Annotated in this window: 18 protein-coding genes and 1 tRNA gene; 10 read left to right on the top strand and 9 right to left on the bottom strand. The window is 51.0% G+C overall.

Features of this window, described 5'->3' with window-relative positions; genetic code table 11:
• Positions 1-99: 99 nt before the first annotated feature.
• From ccrud_RS01410 to ccrud_RS01420, 3 genes are read right to left on the bottom strand one after another with little or no spacing between them, the layout of a single operon-like run.
• The gene (locus ccrud_RS01410) at positions 100-768 is read right to left on the bottom strand and encodes a response regulator transcription factor (protein ID WP_066563844.1); all 669 of its coding nucleotides are present in this window, start codon (positions 766-768) and stop codon (positions 100-102) included.
• Positions 761-2,215: a sensor histidine kinase gene (locus tag ccrud_RS01415; protein ID WP_066563848.1), complete on the bottom strand. Its 1,455-nt coding sequence runs from the start codon at positions 2,213-2,215 to the stop codon at positions 761-763. Before ccrud_RS01415 ends, ccrud_RS01410 begins: the two co-directional genes overlap by 8 nt.
• 24 nt (positions 2,216-2,239) lie before the next feature.
• Positions 2,240-2,677, bottom strand: a complete 438-nt coding sequence (locus ccrud_RS01420; protein WP_066563850.1) for a hypothetical protein — start codon at positions 2,675-2,677, stop codon at positions 2,240-2,242.
• Positions 2,678-2,878: 201 nt separating this feature from the next.
• On the opposite strand from ccrud_RS01420, the gene ccrud_RS01425 reads away from it, so the two are divergent.
• Positions 2,879-3,496 carry a DedA family protein gene (locus ccrud_RS01425; RefSeq protein ID WP_074025353.1) on the top strand — a complete coding sequence of 206 codons (618 nt, stop codon included), beginning with the start codon at positions 2,879-2,881 and terminating at the stop codon, positions 3,494-3,496.
• A gap of 80 nt (positions 3,497-3,576) precedes the next feature.
• On the opposite strand, the gene ccrud_RS01430 is transcribed toward ccrud_RS01425, so the two are convergent.
• Both ccrud_RS01430 and ccrud_RS01435 read right to left on the bottom strand, forming a co-directional pair.
• Positions 3,577-3,650, bottom strand: a tRNA-Pro gene (locus ccrud_RS01430).
• A gap of 65 nt (positions 3,651-3,715) precedes the next feature.
• The gene (locus ccrud_RS01435; RefSeq protein WP_066563852.1) at positions 3,716-4,624 is read right to left on the bottom strand and encodes a metallophosphoesterase; all 909 of its coding nucleotides are present in this window, start codon (positions 4,622-4,624) and stop codon (positions 3,716-3,718) included.
• Positions 4,625-4,660: 36 nt separating this feature from the next.
• Between ccrud_RS01435 and ccrud_RS01440 the strand changes: the two genes are divergently transcribed.
• Complete coding sequence (locus ccrud_RS01440) at positions 4,661-5,116, top strand: GatB/YqeY domain-containing protein (protein ID WP_066563855.1); 456 nt, start codon at positions 4,661-4,663, stop codon at positions 5,114-5,116.
• A gap of 4 nt (positions 5,117-5,120) precedes the next feature.
• Here ccrud_RS01440 and ccrud_RS01445 read toward each other — a convergent pair whose 3' ends face one another.
• Positions 5,121-7,511 carry a transglycosylase domain-containing protein gene (locus ccrud_RS01445; protein WP_066563858.1) on the bottom strand — a complete coding sequence of 797 codons (2,391 nt, stop codon included), beginning with the start codon at positions 7,509-7,511 and terminating at the stop codon, positions 5,121-5,123.
• Positions 7,512-7,869: 358 nt separating this feature from the next.
• On the opposite strand from ccrud_RS01445, the gene whcA reads away from it, so the two are divergent.
• The 3 genes from whcA to ccrud_RS01455 all read left to right on the top strand — a co-directional run bounded on the left by whcA (position 7,870) and on the right by ccrud_RS01455 (position 9,051).
• The gene (gene whcA / locus ccrud_RS01450) at positions 7,870-8,220 is read left to right on the top strand and encodes a WhiB family transcriptional regulator WhcA (RefSeq protein WP_066563861.1); all 351 of its coding nucleotides are present in this window, start codon (positions 7,870-7,872) and stop codon (positions 8,218-8,220) included.
• 211 nt (positions 8,221-8,431) lie between these two features.
• On the top strand, positions 8,432-8,587 hold the full coding sequence (sp36, locus tag ccrud_RS15295) for a Sp36 family protein (protein WP_006770232.1): 156 nt from the start codon (positions 8,432-8,434) through the stop codon (positions 8,585-8,587).
• Positions 8,588-8,592: 5 nt separating this feature from the next.
• Positions 8,593-9,051 carry a RidA family protein gene (locus tag ccrud_RS01455; protein ID WP_066563864.1) on the top strand — a complete coding sequence of 153 codons (459 nt, stop codon included), beginning with the start codon at positions 8,593-8,595 and terminating at the stop codon, positions 9,049-9,051.
• Positions 9,052-9,118: 67 nt separating this feature from the next.
• Here the strand turns inward: ccrud_RS01455 and ccrud_RS01460 are convergent, their stop codons facing one another.
• From ccrud_RS01460 to ccrud_RS01470, 3 genes are all read right to left on the bottom strand, one after another.
• Complete coding sequence (locus tag ccrud_RS01460; RefSeq protein WP_066563865.1) at positions 9,119-10,474, bottom strand: MFS transporter; 1,356 nt, start codon at positions 10,472-10,474, stop codon at positions 9,119-9,121.
• Positions 10,475-10,507: 33 nt separating this feature from the next.
• Positions 10,508-12,046 carry an acyl-CoA synthetase gene (locus ccrud_RS01465; RefSeq protein ID WP_066563866.1) on the bottom strand — a complete coding sequence of 513 codons (1,539 nt, stop codon included), beginning with the start codon at positions 12,044-12,046 and terminating at the stop codon, positions 10,508-10,510.
• A 252-nt stretch (positions 12,047-12,298) separates the two neighbouring features.
• A complete protein-coding gene (locus ccrud_RS01470; protein ID WP_066563868.1) occupies positions 12,299-12,769 on the bottom strand; it encodes a MarR family transcriptional regulator in 471 nt (156 codons plus the stop codon).
• Positions 12,770-12,959: 190 nt separating this feature from the next.
• Between ccrud_RS01470 and ccrud_RS01475 the strand changes: the two genes are divergently transcribed.
• The 5 genes from ccrud_RS01475 to ccrud_RS01495 all read left to right on the top strand — a co-directional run bounded on the left by ccrud_RS01475 (position 12,960) and on the right by ccrud_RS01495 (position 17,508).
• Positions 12,960-13,895 carry an SDR family NAD(P)-dependent oxidoreductase gene (locus ccrud_RS01475; RefSeq protein ID WP_066563870.1) on the top strand — a complete coding sequence of 312 codons (936 nt, stop codon included), beginning with the start codon at positions 12,960-12,962 and terminating at the stop codon, positions 13,893-13,895.
• A gap of 29 nt (positions 13,896-13,924) precedes the next feature.
• A complete protein-coding gene (locus ccrud_RS01480) occupies positions 13,925-14,863 on the top strand; it encodes an amidohydrolase family protein (protein ID WP_066563874.1) in 939 nt (312 codons plus the stop codon).
• A complete protein-coding gene (locus tag ccrud_RS01485; RefSeq protein ID WP_066563878.1) occupies positions 14,856-16,052 on the top strand; it encodes an acyl-CoA dehydrogenase family protein in 1,197 nt (398 codons plus the stop codon). The genes ccrud_RS01480 and ccrud_RS01485 overlap by 8 nt, the downstream gene beginning before the upstream one ends.
• Positions 16,053-16,091: 39 nt before the next feature.
• Complete coding sequence (locus ccrud_RS01490) at positions 16,092-16,565, top strand: MaoC family dehydratase (protein ID WP_066563885.1); 474 nt, start codon at positions 16,092-16,094, stop codon at positions 16,563-16,565.
• Positions 16,566-16,680: 115 nt separating this feature from the next.
• Positions 16,681-17,508: an MBL fold metallo-hydrolase gene (locus ccrud_RS01495; RefSeq protein ID WP_066563888.1), complete on the top strand. Its 828-nt coding sequence runs from the start codon at positions 16,681-16,683 to the stop codon at positions 17,506-17,508.
• The last annotated feature ends 40 nt before the right edge of the window (positions 17,509-17,548 follow it).

Genomic DNA, 17,548 nt, shown 5'->3' on the forward strand with positions numbered 1-17,548 from the left:
TGGTCGTATAGGACGGTTTGGAGTTTGGGCAACCAGACAGGGCGACCGAGGTTGGTGATTTTTTACGGGTTCTCGGTCGTCTGGTCTGGTTTGTTGGAGTTAGCGCAGACGGTAGCCCGAACCACGGATGGTTTCCACCCGCTGGGCACCAATCTTTTTCCGGAGTGCACGGACGTAGACATCCACCACATTTGAACCAGGATCCCAATCCATATCCCACACCAATCGGAGGAGTTGGGCGCGGGAGAGAATCTGGCCGGGATGGCGCATGAGCGTTTCTAAGAGATCGACTTCGCGACGGGAAAGGTCGTGCCAGGAGCCGTCGATAAGCACGCGCTGGGTACGCAGATCAAGCTCCAAGTCGCCGTTGCGCAGTACACGCGTATCGGTTTGCGTTTCTTGTGGGGTGTGCTTGGCGAGGCGTAATTTGATGCGCGCGAGTAACTCTGCAAATTGGAATGGCTTCGGCATATAATCATCTGCGCCGCCTTCGAGGGTACGGAGACGATCTTCGATGTTGGTGCGCGCGGTCAGGACGATAATGGGCAGCGTGACCTTGAGGTTTCTTAGCTGTTCGAGGACATCGGCTCCATCCATATGAGGTAGGCCAAGATCCAAAATCATGAGATCGAAATCGCCTGAATGGGCACGGGCGAAAGCTGTCGCACCAGACTCGGCGACTTCGCACTCAAATCCTTCGCGGATTAGGCCACGGATGATGAAGTCCGAGATGCCGGCATCGTCCTCAGCGAGGAGAATCTTACTCATGAATATCTTCCTGTAATTCTTCTGGTGCGGGGATTTCAAGCCCGAAAATGGAACCCAAACCTGGGGTGGAATCAACAAACGCGCGACCACCGTGTGCATCACCGATTGCTTTAACAATGGATAATCCTAAGCCAGCACCACCCGGTCGGCTCGTGTGTTTTTGGGAACCGCGAGTAAAACGCCCGAATAGAGCTTCCTGGTCCTCCAGTTCGATGCCTTTGCCTTTGTCCCTCACCCAGATGCGGAACACTCGGTCAGCGCCAGCGCCACGGAAATCAGAACACAGCTCCACCATTCCTTCGCTATAGCGCAGTGCATTACCGAAAAGCTCCAGTATTGCTTCGGTGATGCGCTGCTCATCGAGGCTGACTTGGCCTTCGGCGGCGTCGATAAGCAAAATTCGATCGCTGATGGTGCGGGCTTTGTCCTCGATATCAATCGTGAGGTCGGTGACATCAGTTGGTGCCAGATGGATGAACTCGCCTGAATCAGCCACGGCCAGTGTCAATAGATCATTGACCATGCGGGACATGCGATCCAGCTCTGTTGTAGCAAGGGTGATTGACCTTTCCTGTTCTTCCGAGGGAGTAGAGCTGAGCAACTCTAATTGGCCACGCACCACGGTGATTGGTGTGCGCAGTTCATGGCCAGCATCATCAACAAACTGGCGTTGGTCGTTATAAGCAGCTTCAATGCGGTCAAGCATGGCATTAAAAGTCCTCGCCAGCTGCGCAATCTCATCTTGTCCCTGCACTGGAACGCGCTGGGTGAGATCTGAGTTGTTGATCTTTGCGGATACTGAACTTAATTTTCGAATCGGCGCGATTACCTGTCCAGCAATGAGCCACGCAATCAGAATTGAGGCAGCCAAACCACCAGAACCGATCAACACCAACACTTGGATCTGTCGATTTACCTGCTCTTTGAGATTATGGGCGAAAAACGAAACAACGAATTCACCATCAGCTTCACCAGTGGAAGTAGCGAATGCAACCTTTCCCCAGTGCGCTGCACCGCGTTCAGCATCACTAAACACACCGGAATTAATGGCAGATTGTCTAATCTCAGTAATCAATGGCTCTGTATGCTCCAGGGGCGCGGGATGCGCTCCGTGCAACTGGGAATAATCAACCTGAATAATCTCACCTGGAAAAATGCCAATGATGGCTTCATTCTCATCTGGAATTTGCCGTGAAAGATAAACCTCCATCAGGCGATGACCAGATTCAAAAGGTTGAGCAGTCGTGGGGTCGATGCCATCAGAGGCGAAACGACGAAACTCTTCAATTTCCTGTTCCACCGCAGAGTTTGCAGTGTTGGTGACTTCTGACAGGAGTACTGAACGAGTAATGATCACTACGCTGGCCAAGGTTAAAAAGACGACTGCAGTCATCCAAAAAACGATTCGCCAGCGCAGTGATGCATTTCGGGGAGTGGATTTAGCCATGGAGAAAATTATCTAGAAGCTGTCTTAGTCATTGTCCCCGTCATCATCCCAATCATCGTCGTCCCAGTCGTCATAATCATCATCATCCCAATCATCGTCATAATACTGATAGTTGAGCGGAACTTGAGGAGCTGGAGCAGGTGGAACATATGCAGGAGTAGGCGCTGGGGCAGGAGCGGGTGCCTGGGCGGGCACGGATGCCTGCACGGGTGCCGGGGCTGGATGAGGGGCGTGACCATCATCTCGAGCCGAGTCCTGACCAGGCTGTGAGTCAGCATTAGGTTCAGTGGTTTGTGTTTCAGAGCGTGCAGTAGAAGTAGCGGGATGCTGGCTGATTGTGGCAGGTTCACTTTCTACCTGAGGGGTAGACCTGTTGTTGGCTAGCGCTGAGCCACCAATTGCTACAAGAACAAGCAATGCCAAAATGGTGATCAGCGGAGCAAACCGGGGCAGTGTCTTCATTGGGAGTTCTCCTTCAAACAACTATTCTTCCTTCCATTGTTGAGTATCAACATGAAATGAAAATGAGAAGTATAAAGTTGGGAGAATTAACCAGGTAAATACCAAGAATTGCCAGGAATGATGATTATTATCGGCTCTTTATGAAGCATCTCGTGCATTGTTTGTGTGTGATTGCCGAAGACTTTTAATAAAGGAACCTCTTTGACTGATCAATTGGTGACCTGGGTGGAAACACTCATGGCGGCCTCTGTGTTTTATCCAGTGTTATCGCTAGCTGTCATCATTGACTGCATTTTTCCATTAATACCCAGCGAAACGATTCTTGCATTGGCTGGTGCCTGGTCAGGTGCCCGGGGAACACCCAATCTCTTTTTGATCATTGTGGTGGCTACGGGTGCCGCCATTGTTGGGGATAATTTGTGCTATTTCTTTGGAACCAGGTTTATCAACATTGTGAACCGGATTCCTGGCAACTCTAAACGAGGACAAGCTTTAGAGTGGGCACGGAAAAATTTGAATGAAAGAGATGTCTCCACCATCATCATTGCCCGTTTCATTCCGTGGGCGAGATGGTTTGTCACCTTGATCCTGGGATCTGTGGGGTATCCCTGGTCGCGTTTTATCTTGTGGGACTCAATCGGAGCCCTTATCTGGGCTACACAGGCCACCTTGTTGGGGTATCTGGGCGGATGGCTTTTCCAAGATCAGCCTCTGATTGGACTTGTGGTTGGTGCGACCCTGGGAATTGTCTTTGGTTTCTTCCTGCAGTGGCTCAACCGGATGTGGGAGAAACAACGAGCGGCTAAAGCCACAATCTAGGGTTTCCCTAAACCCCTAAACTCACCCTTGAACAACAAAAAATCCCTCTATTAGTTTAACTAATAGAGGGATTAAACTTGTCGGGGCGACAGGATTCGAACCTGCGACCCCCTGCTCCCAAAGCAGGTGCGCTACCAAGCTGCGCCACGCCCCGAAGTAATGTTTCCAACTAGTCGGAATCAGTACGAGAGTTTACTGTAGTCCGGAGTTGCACGAAGGTCAAAATGGCTGCTCAGTGATCTTAATTAGAGTGGCGCTGGGGCGGCAGAAGAGGCGGAATGGCACGAACTTGGAATTTCCAAGACCGTTGGAGACATGCATCCACATATCTCCAAATTTGTTTAGGCCTCGAGCGCGCTTTCTATCGATGCCACAGTTGGTCACGATTGGACGGCTGCCGGGGAGGCAGAGCTGACCACCATGGGTGTGCCCAGAAAGTGAGAGCTGGTATCCATCTGCCTCAAATTTTTCGAGTACGCGAGGCTCTGGCGCATGAAGTAACGCGATAGCAAGATCTGCATCGACATTGGGCGAGCCAGCGATTTCAGCGTAATCATCGAGGTTGTGATGGGGATCGTCAACGCCAGAGATAGCAAGGCGAACTGAGCCTACCTGGAATTCAAGCCGTTTTTGGTTGGCGTCTTGCCAGCCGTGCTCAATAAATGCAGCGCGCATGGAACGCCACGGGAGATCAATGTGGCTAACTTCGCGCTTTTTTCCTAGGAGATACCCGAAAGGATTTACCGGCCGAGGTGCCCAATAATCATTAGTGCCGAAGACAAACGCGCCGGGACGTTTCATTAGTGGGCCGAGTGCTCGGAGGACATCGGGTACGGCTTTTTCATCGCTAAGGTTGTCGCCGGTGTTGATGACTAAATCAGGGTTTAGCGAATCAAGCGCGGAAACCCATGCTTTTTTAGTCTCTTGACCTGGAATCATGTGGAGATCTGAAATATGAAGAAGGCGGAATTCCTTCTTTCCGCGAAGCGTTCCGGGCTCCAGAATTGGTAGTTCTACCGTTTTGAGCTCGAATTTTTTGAGTTCGGAGTATCCCCATACCGCCGTGGCGATACCAGTTCCGAATAGTGCGGCAGCTGAAAAAGTGAGTGTTTTAGCGATAGTTGACACCTTATTCACACTACCTGGGGAGTACCCTGGGCAAACATGAGTGAACTAAAAGATAAATTAAGGGCAGATCTGACCACTTCAATGAAGGCTCGTGACAAGGAAACCACTGGTACCTTGCGCATGCTGCTTTCTGCATTGACGCAGGAAGAGACCACTGGTGCTAAGCATGAGCTGAATGATGATGAAGTATTGAAAGTAATCGCACGTGAGATTAAAAAGCGTCGTGAGTCTGCTGAGGTGTACACCGAAAATGGTCGTCAGGAATTGGCTGATGTGGAGCTGAAGGAAGCTGCCATTTTGGAAAACTACCAGCCTGAGCAGCTTGATGATGATCAGCTGAATGCTTTGATCGATGAGGCAATCGCTGAAGTCGGTGGCGAAGCAGACATGAAGAAGATGGGCCAGATCATGAAGGCAGCTACTGCTAAGGCTGCTGGACGTGTAGATGGAAAACGACTCTCCACTGCAGTGAAGAGCCGTTTAAGCGCTTAAGAGATTATCGGAAGAACTGGTTGATGGCGTCGTTGATGGCGTCTTCAATAGTTGTTCCACGTCCACCTGCTGGTGGTGGCGTAGGCGTGTCTCTATCGGAGTTATCTTCGTTTGTTGGGGCTGCAGGAGCAGGGCTTGAGCCGTCGGAGATATTAAGAACCACGGTCGAGCCGTCGATAAGCACAGCGCCCTCGGGCATTGCACTGACAACGGTGCCGCGGGGCCTGCCGGACCCGGTGATGGTGCGTGTGGTGACCTTGTAGCCTTCGGACTCAATGAGTCGGCGGGCGGCTGCTTCGCCCTGGCCGATCACCTTGTTGAGGAGCTCGCCTGAAGTTCCGAGACGGAAGGAATCAGTGCTGTTCGGCAAGGAGCCTTGGGCTGCCGCGCCAACGTTGTTTGCCATGTGGAACCAGGTTTGAGCTGGCTCATTGCCGCCGAATAGGTTGCCGCTGCCACACTGGCGCACTGGTCCGCTGCACAGTGGTGTGGTGGAGGTGCCGTCATTGTAGATATAAGGCACAGCTGCAAATTTGTCGTTGAAGCCCATGAATGATGAAGACTGGTTGGATTCAGTAGTACCAGTTTTTGCGGCAGTAGGAAGTCCCCAGCCGTACATATTTGCTGCTCCGGAGGCTGTTCCGCTGACGATATCCTTGCTCATGCCAACCGCTAATGCTTCGGCGGTTTTGCGCTCGACTGCACGTTCGCACGTAGGGCGATCGATATAGACTTCATTACCACCGCGATCATGGACGCTGATGATTGGATTTGGTTCGCACCACATGCCGCCAGAGGCAATAGTGGCTGCAACATTGGAGAGCTCAAGAGGATTTACGGAGGTAGGTCCCAAAGTATAAGAGCCCAAGTTGTGGTCTTTCATATAATCCGCAATAGAGCTCTCACCATCGAAAGAGCCTTCATCGGTGTAGCTGCGGAGACCCAACTTCACGGAAAGATCCACCACGGTATCCACGCCAACTTGTTCAATCATCTGAATGAAGGTGGTGTTTGGGGATTGTGCAAGGGCATCCTGCAAGGTCATGCGGGGTGCATAAGAGCCAGCATTTTCCACACAGTAGGTGTTTGCTGGGCAATTTGATGCACCACCAGTGCCCATGCCCTTGACTTCATAGCGGGCTGGAACATCCAGCATGGTGTCTAGGCCTGCACCCTTTTGGATGGCTGCAGCAGCGGTAAAGATCTTGAAAATAGAACCTGCGCCGTTACCCACTCGGGAAGTGGCCTGAGGCAGCATCGTTTCGCCGGCATCAAGATCAAGTCCGTAGTTTCGAGATGATGAGATGGCGAGGATATCGCGGGAGTTTTCACCAGGTTTAATAACATTGACAACCTCAGCCACACCAGGGGCGGTGGGATCAACGTGGGAAGATACCGCAGCGTGTGCTGCATCTTGAACGGTAGGGTCCAAAGTCAGCTTGATGGTGTAGGAATCTTTGGACAACATGTCCTGGGTAATACCTTGTTCAGAGAGGTATTGCAGGGCGTAGTCGCAGAAGAAACCACGATCGCCGGCACCGATACAACCATTGGACAAGCCTCGAGGGGTTTCTAGAACTCCCAATGGTTCCTGTTGGAATGCAGCGGCTTCTTCCGCGGTGATTGCTCCGGTATCGGCCATCGCGCCAAGCACGGTATTTCTGCGTTCAAATACACCGTCGTGGTTGGTGTATGGATTGAGATAAGACGAAGACTGCACAATTCCGGCTAGCATTGCAGACTGTGGAACGCTTAGTTCTGCCGCTGAAATATCAAAGTAAGTGCGAGCTGCGGCCTCGATGCCATAAGCACCATTGCCAAACGGCACGATGTTGAGATAACGAGTGAGGATTTCATCTTTGGAAAGGGTGGTTTCCAGATCCGATGCCATCTTCATTTCGCGGAGCTTGCGGGGAATCGAAGTTTCCACAGCTGCAGCTTGCTCTGCTTCATCAGTAGCTTCCACCAACAGCAGGAAGTTCTTCACGTACTGCTGATTGATTGTGGACGCACCCTGTTCAACACCACCAGCAACGAGGTTGGTCAGCATTGCGCGGCCGAAGCCCTGCAGATCCACACCATCGTGTTCATAGAAGCGACGATCCTCAATGGAGACGATCGCATCTTTCATTGATGTCGAAATCTGATCCCCACCGACCTCGAAACGCCGTTGCGCATAAATGTATGCAATCGGCTGGTCTGTGGAATCCGTAATCGTCGTGACACCAGGCCCGCGACCATCCGTTAGGTCCGAAAGGTTGGTCTGCATCGTTTCATTGGTTTGGGCAACCGCAGCGCCAGATAGGCCAGCGATCGGAACCAGTGCGATTGCGCCAAGAAGGCCAGCAGCGACGGTTGATGCAACGAGTTTCATCAAAGAATTGGTGGTGGACACTCCAACAGCCTAGCGATAACGCAGTGAATCGTGAACCCGAGATCGCAATAATGGTAGCCATTCTTTGCAGATGTGTAGATTACTTCTGGGCTACTTTTCGAGGTGGGAAAGCAATTCTATGGAATTTTGCGGTAGTTAAAGATAAATCAGAGGTCTATGAATAGGGATGGGATAAGTGCTGTTGTGGGAGGTGGGGGCGGGGTTGTAAAGCTCTCCCATTGCAGAATTAGCAGTGTGGCGACTTAGGTATTGCCCCCGAAGGTGTGATGCATTCGACAGTGATTTAGCTGTGTGACTACACTTACGAGTGTATTAAGTATTAGGTCGTGCATATGTAGCGCATTCTAAGGAGATTGTCATGACGTCTGTGATTCCAGAGCAGCGCAACAACCCTTTCTATAGGGACAGCGCAACGCCTGCTTCCTCTGACCATGCAGAGCGCGGCGAATGGGTTACTCAGGCAAAGTGCCGCAACGGCGATCCAGATGCGTTGTTCGTTCGTGGTGCAGCACAGCGTAGAGCTGCCGCAATCTGCCGTCACTGCCCAGTGGCAATCCAGTGCTGTGCAGACGCACTAGACAACAAAGTGGAGTTTGGTGTTTGGGGTGGTCTGACCGAACGTCAGCGCCGTGCACTTCTTCGCAAGAATCCTCATGTCACCAATTGGGCTGAATATTTAGCCCAGGGCGGCGAGATCATTGGAGTCTAAAAACCGGGCAAATTCGGAGTTTTAAGCTCAGAGCTTAAGTTATGGAAGGCTGGCTATTTAGATGGCTGGTCTTTTTGCTTTGCAGGAAGCTTATGGGAGATTGCGGGAAGGCTTCGTCTAGAAGCGTGTCAGCAGGGGGTCCCGCCAGAGACTCTGCGCTAGTGAATCCTGTCAGCACCTCACAGCTAGGTTCCCCGGTAGGATGATTCCCATGACTAAATGGGAATACGCAACTGTGCCACTAATTACGCATGCTACTAAGCAGATCCTTGATACTTGGGGAGAAGATGGCTGGGAACTAGTAACAGTTATGCCTGGCATGAACCCTGAAAATCTTGTTGCTTATATGAAGCGCGAGGTGGCATAAAAATTATGGCTACTAATTCTGAGCGTCTTGAGCAGCTGGGTATTACTCTTCCTACAGTTGCCGCGCCGGTTGCAGCTTATGTGCCTGCTATCCAGACTGGTAACCAGGTGTGGACTTCTGGCCAGCTGCCTTTCGTTGATGGTGCTCTTCCTGCGACTGGCAAGGTAGGCGCAGAGGTTTCTGCTGAAGATGCGCAAGCTTTGGCTCGTGCTGCTGCATTGAACGCTCTTGCTGCGATTGATGCTCTCGTGGGTATTGATAAGGTCACCCGCGTGCTCAAGATTGTGGGATTTGTTTCTTCTGCTGAAGGTTTCACTGGTCAGCCTGCTGTTATCAATGGTGCGTCCAATTTGATGGCTGAGGTTTTCGGCGAGGCTGGCGCACATGCGCGTTCTGCTGTCGGCGTTGCTGAATTGCCACTCAACGCTCCTGTTGAGGTTGAGGTAATCGTCGAAATCGCTTAAAAATTTCGCTTTTCGACGCAAACTGCCGGCTTCGCACGATGTGCGAAGCCGGCAGTTTATGTTTTATCTAGTGCTCGTAAGTAGCTAGATCATGATCTTTAGATTCTTTGGTGATGGTAATTGCGATGATGGAAACCACTGACATGGACGCCAGGAAGACAATTACTGGAGTAACGGAAGATCCGCCACCAGGACCGGCATAGAGGCTGGCCAGGATGGTAGGGGTGAATCCGGCACCGATGAGTGTTGCTAGCTGATAGCCAAGGGATGCTCCGGTGTACCGAGAAGAGGTGCCAAATTGTTCGGAGATGAACGCTGCTAGCGGGCCGTACAGCATGGCGTGTAGTGCCAATGCGATGGTGAATGCAGCCAAGAGGATGAACCAGTTGTCAGAGGTGAGCATCCGGAAGAAAGCTGGGAGGAAGGCGACGAAAAGCACAAGCGCAATGATCATTACGGGGCGGCGTCCGAATTGATCAGAAACTCGGCCGAAGAGTACTACGAAGAAGACAGAGAATACGGAGGCAACTGCGAAAGCGTAGAGGACATCGGAGCGTGCAATACCGGATTGGGTTGCGTAGCTGATGGAGAAAGTGGAGAGCAAAACTTGTAGTCCGAAGCCGGAAGCTCCACCGAGCATGGTGAGGATAAGTGCCTTGGGGCGGCGAAGTACCTGGAAGAGAGGAACTTTCTTTTCAGTGGGTGCGGCTTTTTCAGCTTCGACGGCTGCGGTGAACACTGGTGATTCACTGACTTTTGCGCGAATGATCAGTCCGACGATGAGAAGCACGAAGGACATGAGGAACGGAATACGCCAACCCCAGGAGAGGAATTGTTCCTGAGTAAGAACTGCAGATGCGGTGCCGAGCGCGAAAGTTCCAAGTGCTGCGCCGGTTGGTGCGCCTGCATTGGTGAAGGATGCTGCAAATCCACGCTTCTTAGAGTCGGAGTGTTCCAATGCCATCAGTGCAGCTCCACCCCATTCGCCACCGACAGCGATGCCTTGGCAGATGCGGAGGAGAATAAGGATAACGGCACCCATGCTGCCAATCATTGCGGCACTTGGAACAAGTCCAATAAAGGTGGAAGCAATGCCCATGATGAGCATGGAGAGCACAAGCATTTTCTTGCGTCCAAGGCGGTCTCCATAGTGACCGAAGATTGCTCCGCCTAGTGGTCGAGCAAGGTAGCCAGCTGCAAATGTGCCATAGGCTGCGATTGTGCCTGCAAGGGGATCCAAATTGGTGAAAAACACTGCTGGGAAGACTGTTGCTGAGGCTGCAGCGTAGAGAAGGAAGTCATAGAACTCGATTGTGGAGCCAAAATAGCTGGATAGAATCGCGCGGCGGGATTCTTTTTTGCGCTCTTCAGGGCTTAAATTTTGCAGAGCTGCGGACGGTGAGGCCGTCGTGGATATAGTCATGGTGATCTCCAATTACTCAAAAAGCATGGTTGTTTAAGAAATAGGGATGATGGAATCGCGCAGGATATTTTTTTGAATTTTTCCTGTGGCATTGCGTGGCAGCTGGTCGATGATGTGTATTTCTCGAGGAAGTTTGTAGCGAGCCAGTACATTGCCAAGTTCTGCTCTTAGTTCTGGGCCAGTTGGTGCGTTTTCGAGGAAGCTATTGCGGAGCGACACAAATGCGATGCCTGTTTCTCCCCAGCGTTCATCGGGGACTCCGATCACTGCAGCATCGAGGACGGATTCCAGTTCTTGGAGGCCCTGCTCGACTTCTGCTGGATAGATATTTTCTCCGCCAGAGATATACATATCCTTGATGCGATCCTTGATGGTGTAGTAGCCATTTTCATCTTTGATCGCGATGTCTCCGGAGTGGTACCAGCCATCTTTAAGTGCAGAGGCAGTGTCTTCAGGGCGGTTCCAATATCCAGCCATGACGTGTGGTCCGCGGATGAGTACTTCGCCGGCAGTTCCGGTGGGGACTTCTTCGCCAGTCTTTGGATCTACCAGTTTGATATCGGTGAAAAAATGCGCACGACCTGCAGTTCCCAGGTGAGTATTGGCATCTGCAGCTTCGAGGAGGCAAGCGCCAGGAGCAGTTTCTGTCATGCCGAATCCCTGCACGATTTTTACTCCGCGTGCCTGCCAGATGCGCAGTACGCGTTCGCTCACTGGTGATCCACCAACCATGATGGCGCGGAAGGAAGAAAGGTCTCGATCTGCAAAGGATGGATCGTTGGAGAGCATGTCAACCATGGCCGGCACCATGAAAGATTCGCTTACTTTAGATTGTTCAATTTCATCTAGTACCTGTGCAGGGCGGAATTCGCGGTGAATAATTACTTTTCCACCCTTCATGATCACTGGGATGGTGGTCATGTTGAGGCCAGCGATGTGGAAGAGCGGTGCCACAGAAAGTAGTACTGCGCCTTGTTCGATTTCTTGGCCGAGTAGGGCGTTGAAATAATTGAAATACAGATTGCGGTGGGAGAGCATGGCGCCCTTTGGGCGGCCGGTGGTGCCAGAGGTGTACATGAGCAATGCGATATCGTCATCACTGACAGACAGTTCAATATCAAGGTCGCTTGAAGCTTCTTTAAGTGCTTCTCGACGCAGCCCTGGTCCTTCATCGCCTTCCACTGCCACCATGGTGATTTCAGGATGTAGCTCTTGGAGGTATTCAGCTTCCTGAATGAGATCAACGCCGTAAAAAATTACGCTCGCGCCGCTGTCCTCGATGATGTAATCAATTTCTCCTGCGGAAAGACGAGGATTGACCAACACTGGAATAGCACCAATGAGGTTGGCTGCAAAGAATACTTCAAGCAAAGCTGGGTGGTTAAAGCCCACGTAGGCGACTCTGTCCTGGTGTTTAACACCGAGACCTAAGAGAGCATGGGCGAGGCGGTTAACTCGTTTGCTGAATTGTCCATAGGTGATGCTGGTGCCTTCGAACTCAATAGCAATTGATTCTGGACGAACTACAGCGCGTCGACGTGGGTAGGTTCCTATACCGAGATTCACTTTCATTCCCCTTTGTGTTGTTAGTCACGTTTGAAGACATTAAATGCATAAAGGTTTAAAAAGTCAATCATTTTAAAAACGTTCTATAGAAAAATTCATCTCTTTTTAATGCTTCGGGGGTGGCATTAATGTTCTTGACCTTTACTTTTGCGGCAATCGGAGGGATTTTGCCCCCGTAAAACAATTTTTTTGAGAGGGAAATGCATAAAGGGGCACTGCCACTGATGTGGCAGCGCCCCTTTATGGGCATGGAGATTTTTAGAAAGCGATTTTTAGTAAAAGCTCCCTCAGTAGTTCGCGTTCTGCGGAAGAGAGATTTTTAAGAGAATCACTTTCCGCCTTAAGGAGGCGTTGTGTGGCGTCTTTGTGGATTTCTAGTCCGGATGTGGTGGCAACGATAATTTTGGACCGTCGATCTCGGGGGTCCGCTTCTCTAGTAACTAGCCCTCGATCCTCGAGGAAATCGATCAGTGCAACGATCTGACTTGGGTCTAAGTCCAGGAAGACGCCTAATTCTCGCTGTGTGGGTTTTAGTCCGCTGGCGGCAATTGATAGGGCGGAGTATTGGCGAACTTTGAGGTTTAGGTCCTCGAGTGCCGCATTTCCTTTTGCTGTTCCTTTGGCTCTGGCGCGGGCGGCGAGGAATTGAATTTGCTGAGACAAGTCGGCCTTAAGGAATCGTTCTGGTCCGCCAATAATTTCAGTGGCTGAGGGGCTGGTGGTGGTCATTGTGGCTCCATGTGGGATAGCTGAGAAATAGTTTCGATCTTCAATCATTTCAACATGCATCTATTGTGTGCGTCAAGCGAACGATTTAAGTTTTTAAAATTAATAGTTGACATTTTCAATGTTATGAGTTTTTATTGGAATCACAGCCAGATGAAGTGTCTGGACTCACAAAGCTTAAAAGGAGTTTGATATGTCTCTCAATGGAAAAGTTGCCATCGTTACTGGATCCGGCGCAGGACTTGGTCGTTCCTTCGCACAGGAACTTGCACGTCAGGGTGCAGCCGTAATCGTCAATGATGTTAACCAGGGCGCTGCCGATGAAACTGTTGCGGCAATCGTAGATGCCGGCGGACAAGCTGCTGCTGTTATCGCTCCAGTTGGTTCCTCTGAAAGTGCCAACTTGCTCGTTCAGGAAGCGGTGGAAAAGTTTGGTCGTCTAGACATTCTTGTTACCAACGCAGGTATTCTCCGTGATAAGTCATTGCTCAAGATGACTGATGAGGATTTTGATGCCGTGATCAACGTACACCTCAAGGGAACCTTTACTTGTGTGCGCTCCGCATTCGGATACTTCAAGGAAAACGGTATCGCAGGACGCATCGTTACCATCGGTTCCCCAACCGGTCAGCGCGGCAACTTCGGACAGTCCAATTACGCAGCAGCGAAGGCTGGCATCGTAGGCATGGTGCGCACCTGGGCACTCGAGATGAAGCGTGCTGGAGTCACCATTAACGCCATCATCCCTGAAGCTGCCACTGACATGACGAAGACCATTCCATATTTCCAAAAGGCTGTGGAAGCGGATGAGCGTGGGGAGGCTATGCCACCGTTCTTCCGTGAAACCTTGGGCTTTGGAACTCCACAGGATGTTGCAGGTCTGGTTGCATTCCTGTCTTCTGATGAGGCTGAAAATATCTCTGGCCAGGCAATCGGCGCTGGTGGCGACCGCATGCAGGTCTGGGCGCACCCTGAACCAGCGGTAACTGAATTCAACCAGGGCGGTTGGACCTATGAGGCTCTCCAAGCCCATGGCAAGAACATCATTGAAGATAACTTGCAGTCCGTAGGTGTTGTGTTCCCTGCGCTACCGGAAGAACTACAGCCACAGGTTCCTGTTAAGGCTTAACGCAACTCAAGGATATTGAAGGAGAAGTCATGAGCGATCAAGTTGTGAAGTATGAGTGCGCGGTTGATGTTGATCAAATTGTCGCAGTGGATATGCATGTACACCTTGAAGTAGACAGTTGCGGGCATGAATCGATGCCGGCTGACATTATGGAAGCTTCATCGAAGTATTTTAAGGCTGCAGAACGAACCCCTTCGGCCGATACGATTGCCGATATTTATCGTGCACACAAAATGGCTGCCATTGTGTTCACCGTTGATGCGCGCACTCAGATGGGGCATCTACCCAATTCGATCGATGATCTGGTCGCCAATTGTGCTCGTAACAACGATGTCTTAATTCCATTTGGCAGTGTAGATCCTCGCATGGGTGAGGATGCATTAGTAGAAGCACGCCGCCAGGTCGAAGATTTGGGTGTGTGTGGATTCAAATTCCACCCTTCAGTTCAGGGCTTTGATCCCTCTTCCGAAGAGTTCTATCCACTGTGGGAATTGCTTGAAAGCTTTGGCCTGCCTTGTATTTTCCACACGGGCCAAAACGGGATGGGTGCTGGTTTGCCCGGTGGACGTGGAATTAAGCTGCGTTATTCCAATCCACTTTTGCTGGATGATGTTGCGGCTGATTTCCCGAAACTGACCATCATCATGGCGCACCCTTCAGTGCCGTGGCAGGATGAGGCTAACTCAATTGCGACGCACAAATCCAATGTTTATATTGATCTTTCCGGTTGGTCACCAAAGTATTTCCCAGAATCTTTGGTTAAGCAATCAAATAATGTGTTGTCTAAGAAGGTGCTTTTTGGAACTGATTTCCCACTGATCACTCCAGAAAAGTGGTTGAGTGCTTTTGCTGAGCTGCCGCTTAAGGATGAAGTTCGTCCAGGAATTTTGAAAGATAATGCAGTCAAGGTTTTAGGGCTGGGTGCAGTGTCTAAGCAGGCTGATGCGAAGGAAGATCAGTATGCGTGATCCAATCCAAGGTGAGGTGATTCCTTCTGATCTTTTTGGTTTTGCCGAAGTGCTGACAACAGCAGAGCGCACTGTACTGCACGAGGCCCGCAAGGTGCTCGATGAAGAGGTCAAACCACATCTCAATGAGGCGTGGGACAAGGCAGTTTTCCCTGAAGAGATCGTGCAGCCGTTGCAAGATCTGCAGTTGCTTGATCCACCTGCTTTGAGGGAAGCGGGGGAGTCGGTGCGAGATATTTTCACTGGATTCCGCAATTTTGAGCTTGCTCGCTGTGATATCAATGTGGGTACTTATTACAACGCTTCTGCGGGACTTTTTCGGACTGCGTGTGTGATTGGTGGTTCTGCAGAGCAAGCTGAGAAATTAGATGCGCAGATTAAATCAGGCGAAGTGAAGGGCGTTTTTGCTCTGACGGAACCTGAGCATGGCTCTGATATTGCAGGTGGTTTATCTACAACTGCAACCAAAGATGAGTCCACCGGCGAGTGGAGCATCTCGGGTGAAAAGCGGTGGATCGGTGGTGCATCTACTGCGGATCTTATTGCAACTTTTGCTCGTGATACTGCGGATGGCCAGGTGAAGTGTTTCCTTGTCTCCCCTCAAGCACAAGGCGTATCAATGACAATTATTGAGCGCAAGGCTTCACTGCGCATCATGCAAAACGCGCATATTTCTTATGACAATGTGCGGGTTAGTGAAGATGCTCGTCTGCAAAATATCAATTCTTTCAAAGATGTTTCAGAATGTTTGCGCCGCATGCGCTCTGATGTGGCATGGATGGCAGTTGGCGCTCAGGCTGGTGCATATGAAGCAGCTGTGAAGTATGTGCGCAGCAGGGAGCAGTTTGGTCGCCCAATCGCGGGCTTCCAGTTGATCCAGGAGAAGCTAGCTTTGATGCTCGGTAACCTCACGGCATCACTGGGCATGATGGTCAGGCTTACTGAACAGCAGCAAGCGGGAATTTTCAAAGAGGAAAACTCGGCTCTGGCCAAGATGTTTACTTCGCTCAAACTTCGGGAAACCGTTGGTTGGGCACGTGAGATCTGCGGTGGCAACGGAATTATTTTGGACAATGATGTGGCCAGATTCCACGCCGATGCAGAAGCTGTCTATTCATATGAGGGCACTCACGAGATCAATGCACTCATCGTAGGTCGCGCCATCACTGGCGTTAGCGCCTTCGTCTAATCCCCAAAACCTTTAAAAACACTTCCAAGGAGGAAGATCATGACTACTGCAACTACCCCAAACACCATTGTTTCTTTCGAAGATGCGCCGAACCTCACCGGCCAGGATCTCGGCTTTTCCGAGTGGCGTACGGTTACTCAGGAGATGGTGAACACCTTCGCGGATGCCACTGATGATCAGCAGTGGATTCACACCGATCCTGAGCGCGCTAAGGACGGCCCGTTTGGTGCTCCTATCGCTCATGGTTTCCTTACTTTGTCCATGATTATCCCATTCTGGGGTGAGCTGCTGGATGTTACTGGCGTTTCTACAAAGGTGAATTATGGCCTGGATAAGGTGCGTTTTACCTCCCCAGTCAAGGTGGGTTCTCGCATTCGCATGGGCGCTGTGGTTCGGGAGATCACTGAGGTAAAGGGCAACGGTTTGCATTTGGTTGCCGATGGCACCATTGAGATCGAAGGTCAGGAGCGTCCGGCGGTTGTCGCCACCTTCCTCACTCGCTTCTACGCTTAAAAATTACGCTTTTCGACGTTCAAACCCATCCGGCGCATCCCCTTAAATGAGGGGATGCGCAGCTACTTTTCTCCCCAGTTCTACGAATCGACTTAATGTGACTAAGCTTGTGCCCATGGAGCATCCTGCTTACAGCCAATTGCGGCCGGTTACCTCATCCGCTTCTGTTGTTTTGTGTCCTAATCCTGGTTACAGCTCGTTGGAAGGCACTAATTCTTGGGTTATCCGAGCAGCAGAAGACCCTCGGAGTATCGTCATCGATCCAGGCCCTGAAGATGAGGGCCACCTTAATGTCTTGAATGCCAAGGCAGAGGAGGTGGGTCTGATTCTTTTGACCCACCGTCACTATGATCATGCTGATGGCGCACAGCGCTTTCGTCAGCTGACTAGCGCACCAGTGCGTGCGATGGATCCTACTTACTGCGCAGGCGCAGGAGCGGTCCAGGATGGTGAAATTATCACGATTGACGGTGTCACCCCACAGATCGAGGTTGTGGCAACACCTGGCCATACTCGTGATTCTGTGTCTTATTTCATCTGGAGTGGGGTGCCACATGAGTCCACTCTTGAAGGCATCATTTCTGGCGATACCATCGCTGGTCGTCACACCACGATGATCTCTGAGACTGATGGTGATTTGGGCGAGTACCTGAATTCCCTGGCGATCCTTGAGGAGCGCGGTAAAGATATTCCGTTGCTTCCTGGGCATGGTCCAGATGGCGAAGATGTCGCATCATTTGCTCGCAAGTACATTGAGCGTCGTGAGTTGCGCCTGAACCAGATCCGTGAGATCTGGGAGGTTAAAGGCCGTGACGTATCTATGAAGGATCTGATTGACGCGATTTATGATGACGTCGATCCAGTTCTGCGTGGTGCTGCTGAGCAGTCTACTCACGTGGCGATTCGTTACCTGCAGGCTCAGGAAGCTTCCGCTACAAACTAAAACCTAAACAACATAAGAAAGCACCTCATCAGTCTGAACT

The organism is Corynebacterium crudilactis, assembly GCF_001643015.1.
Lineage (GTDB): Bacteria > Actinomycetota > Actinomycetes > Mycobacteriales > Mycobacteriaceae > Corynebacterium > Corynebacterium crudilactis.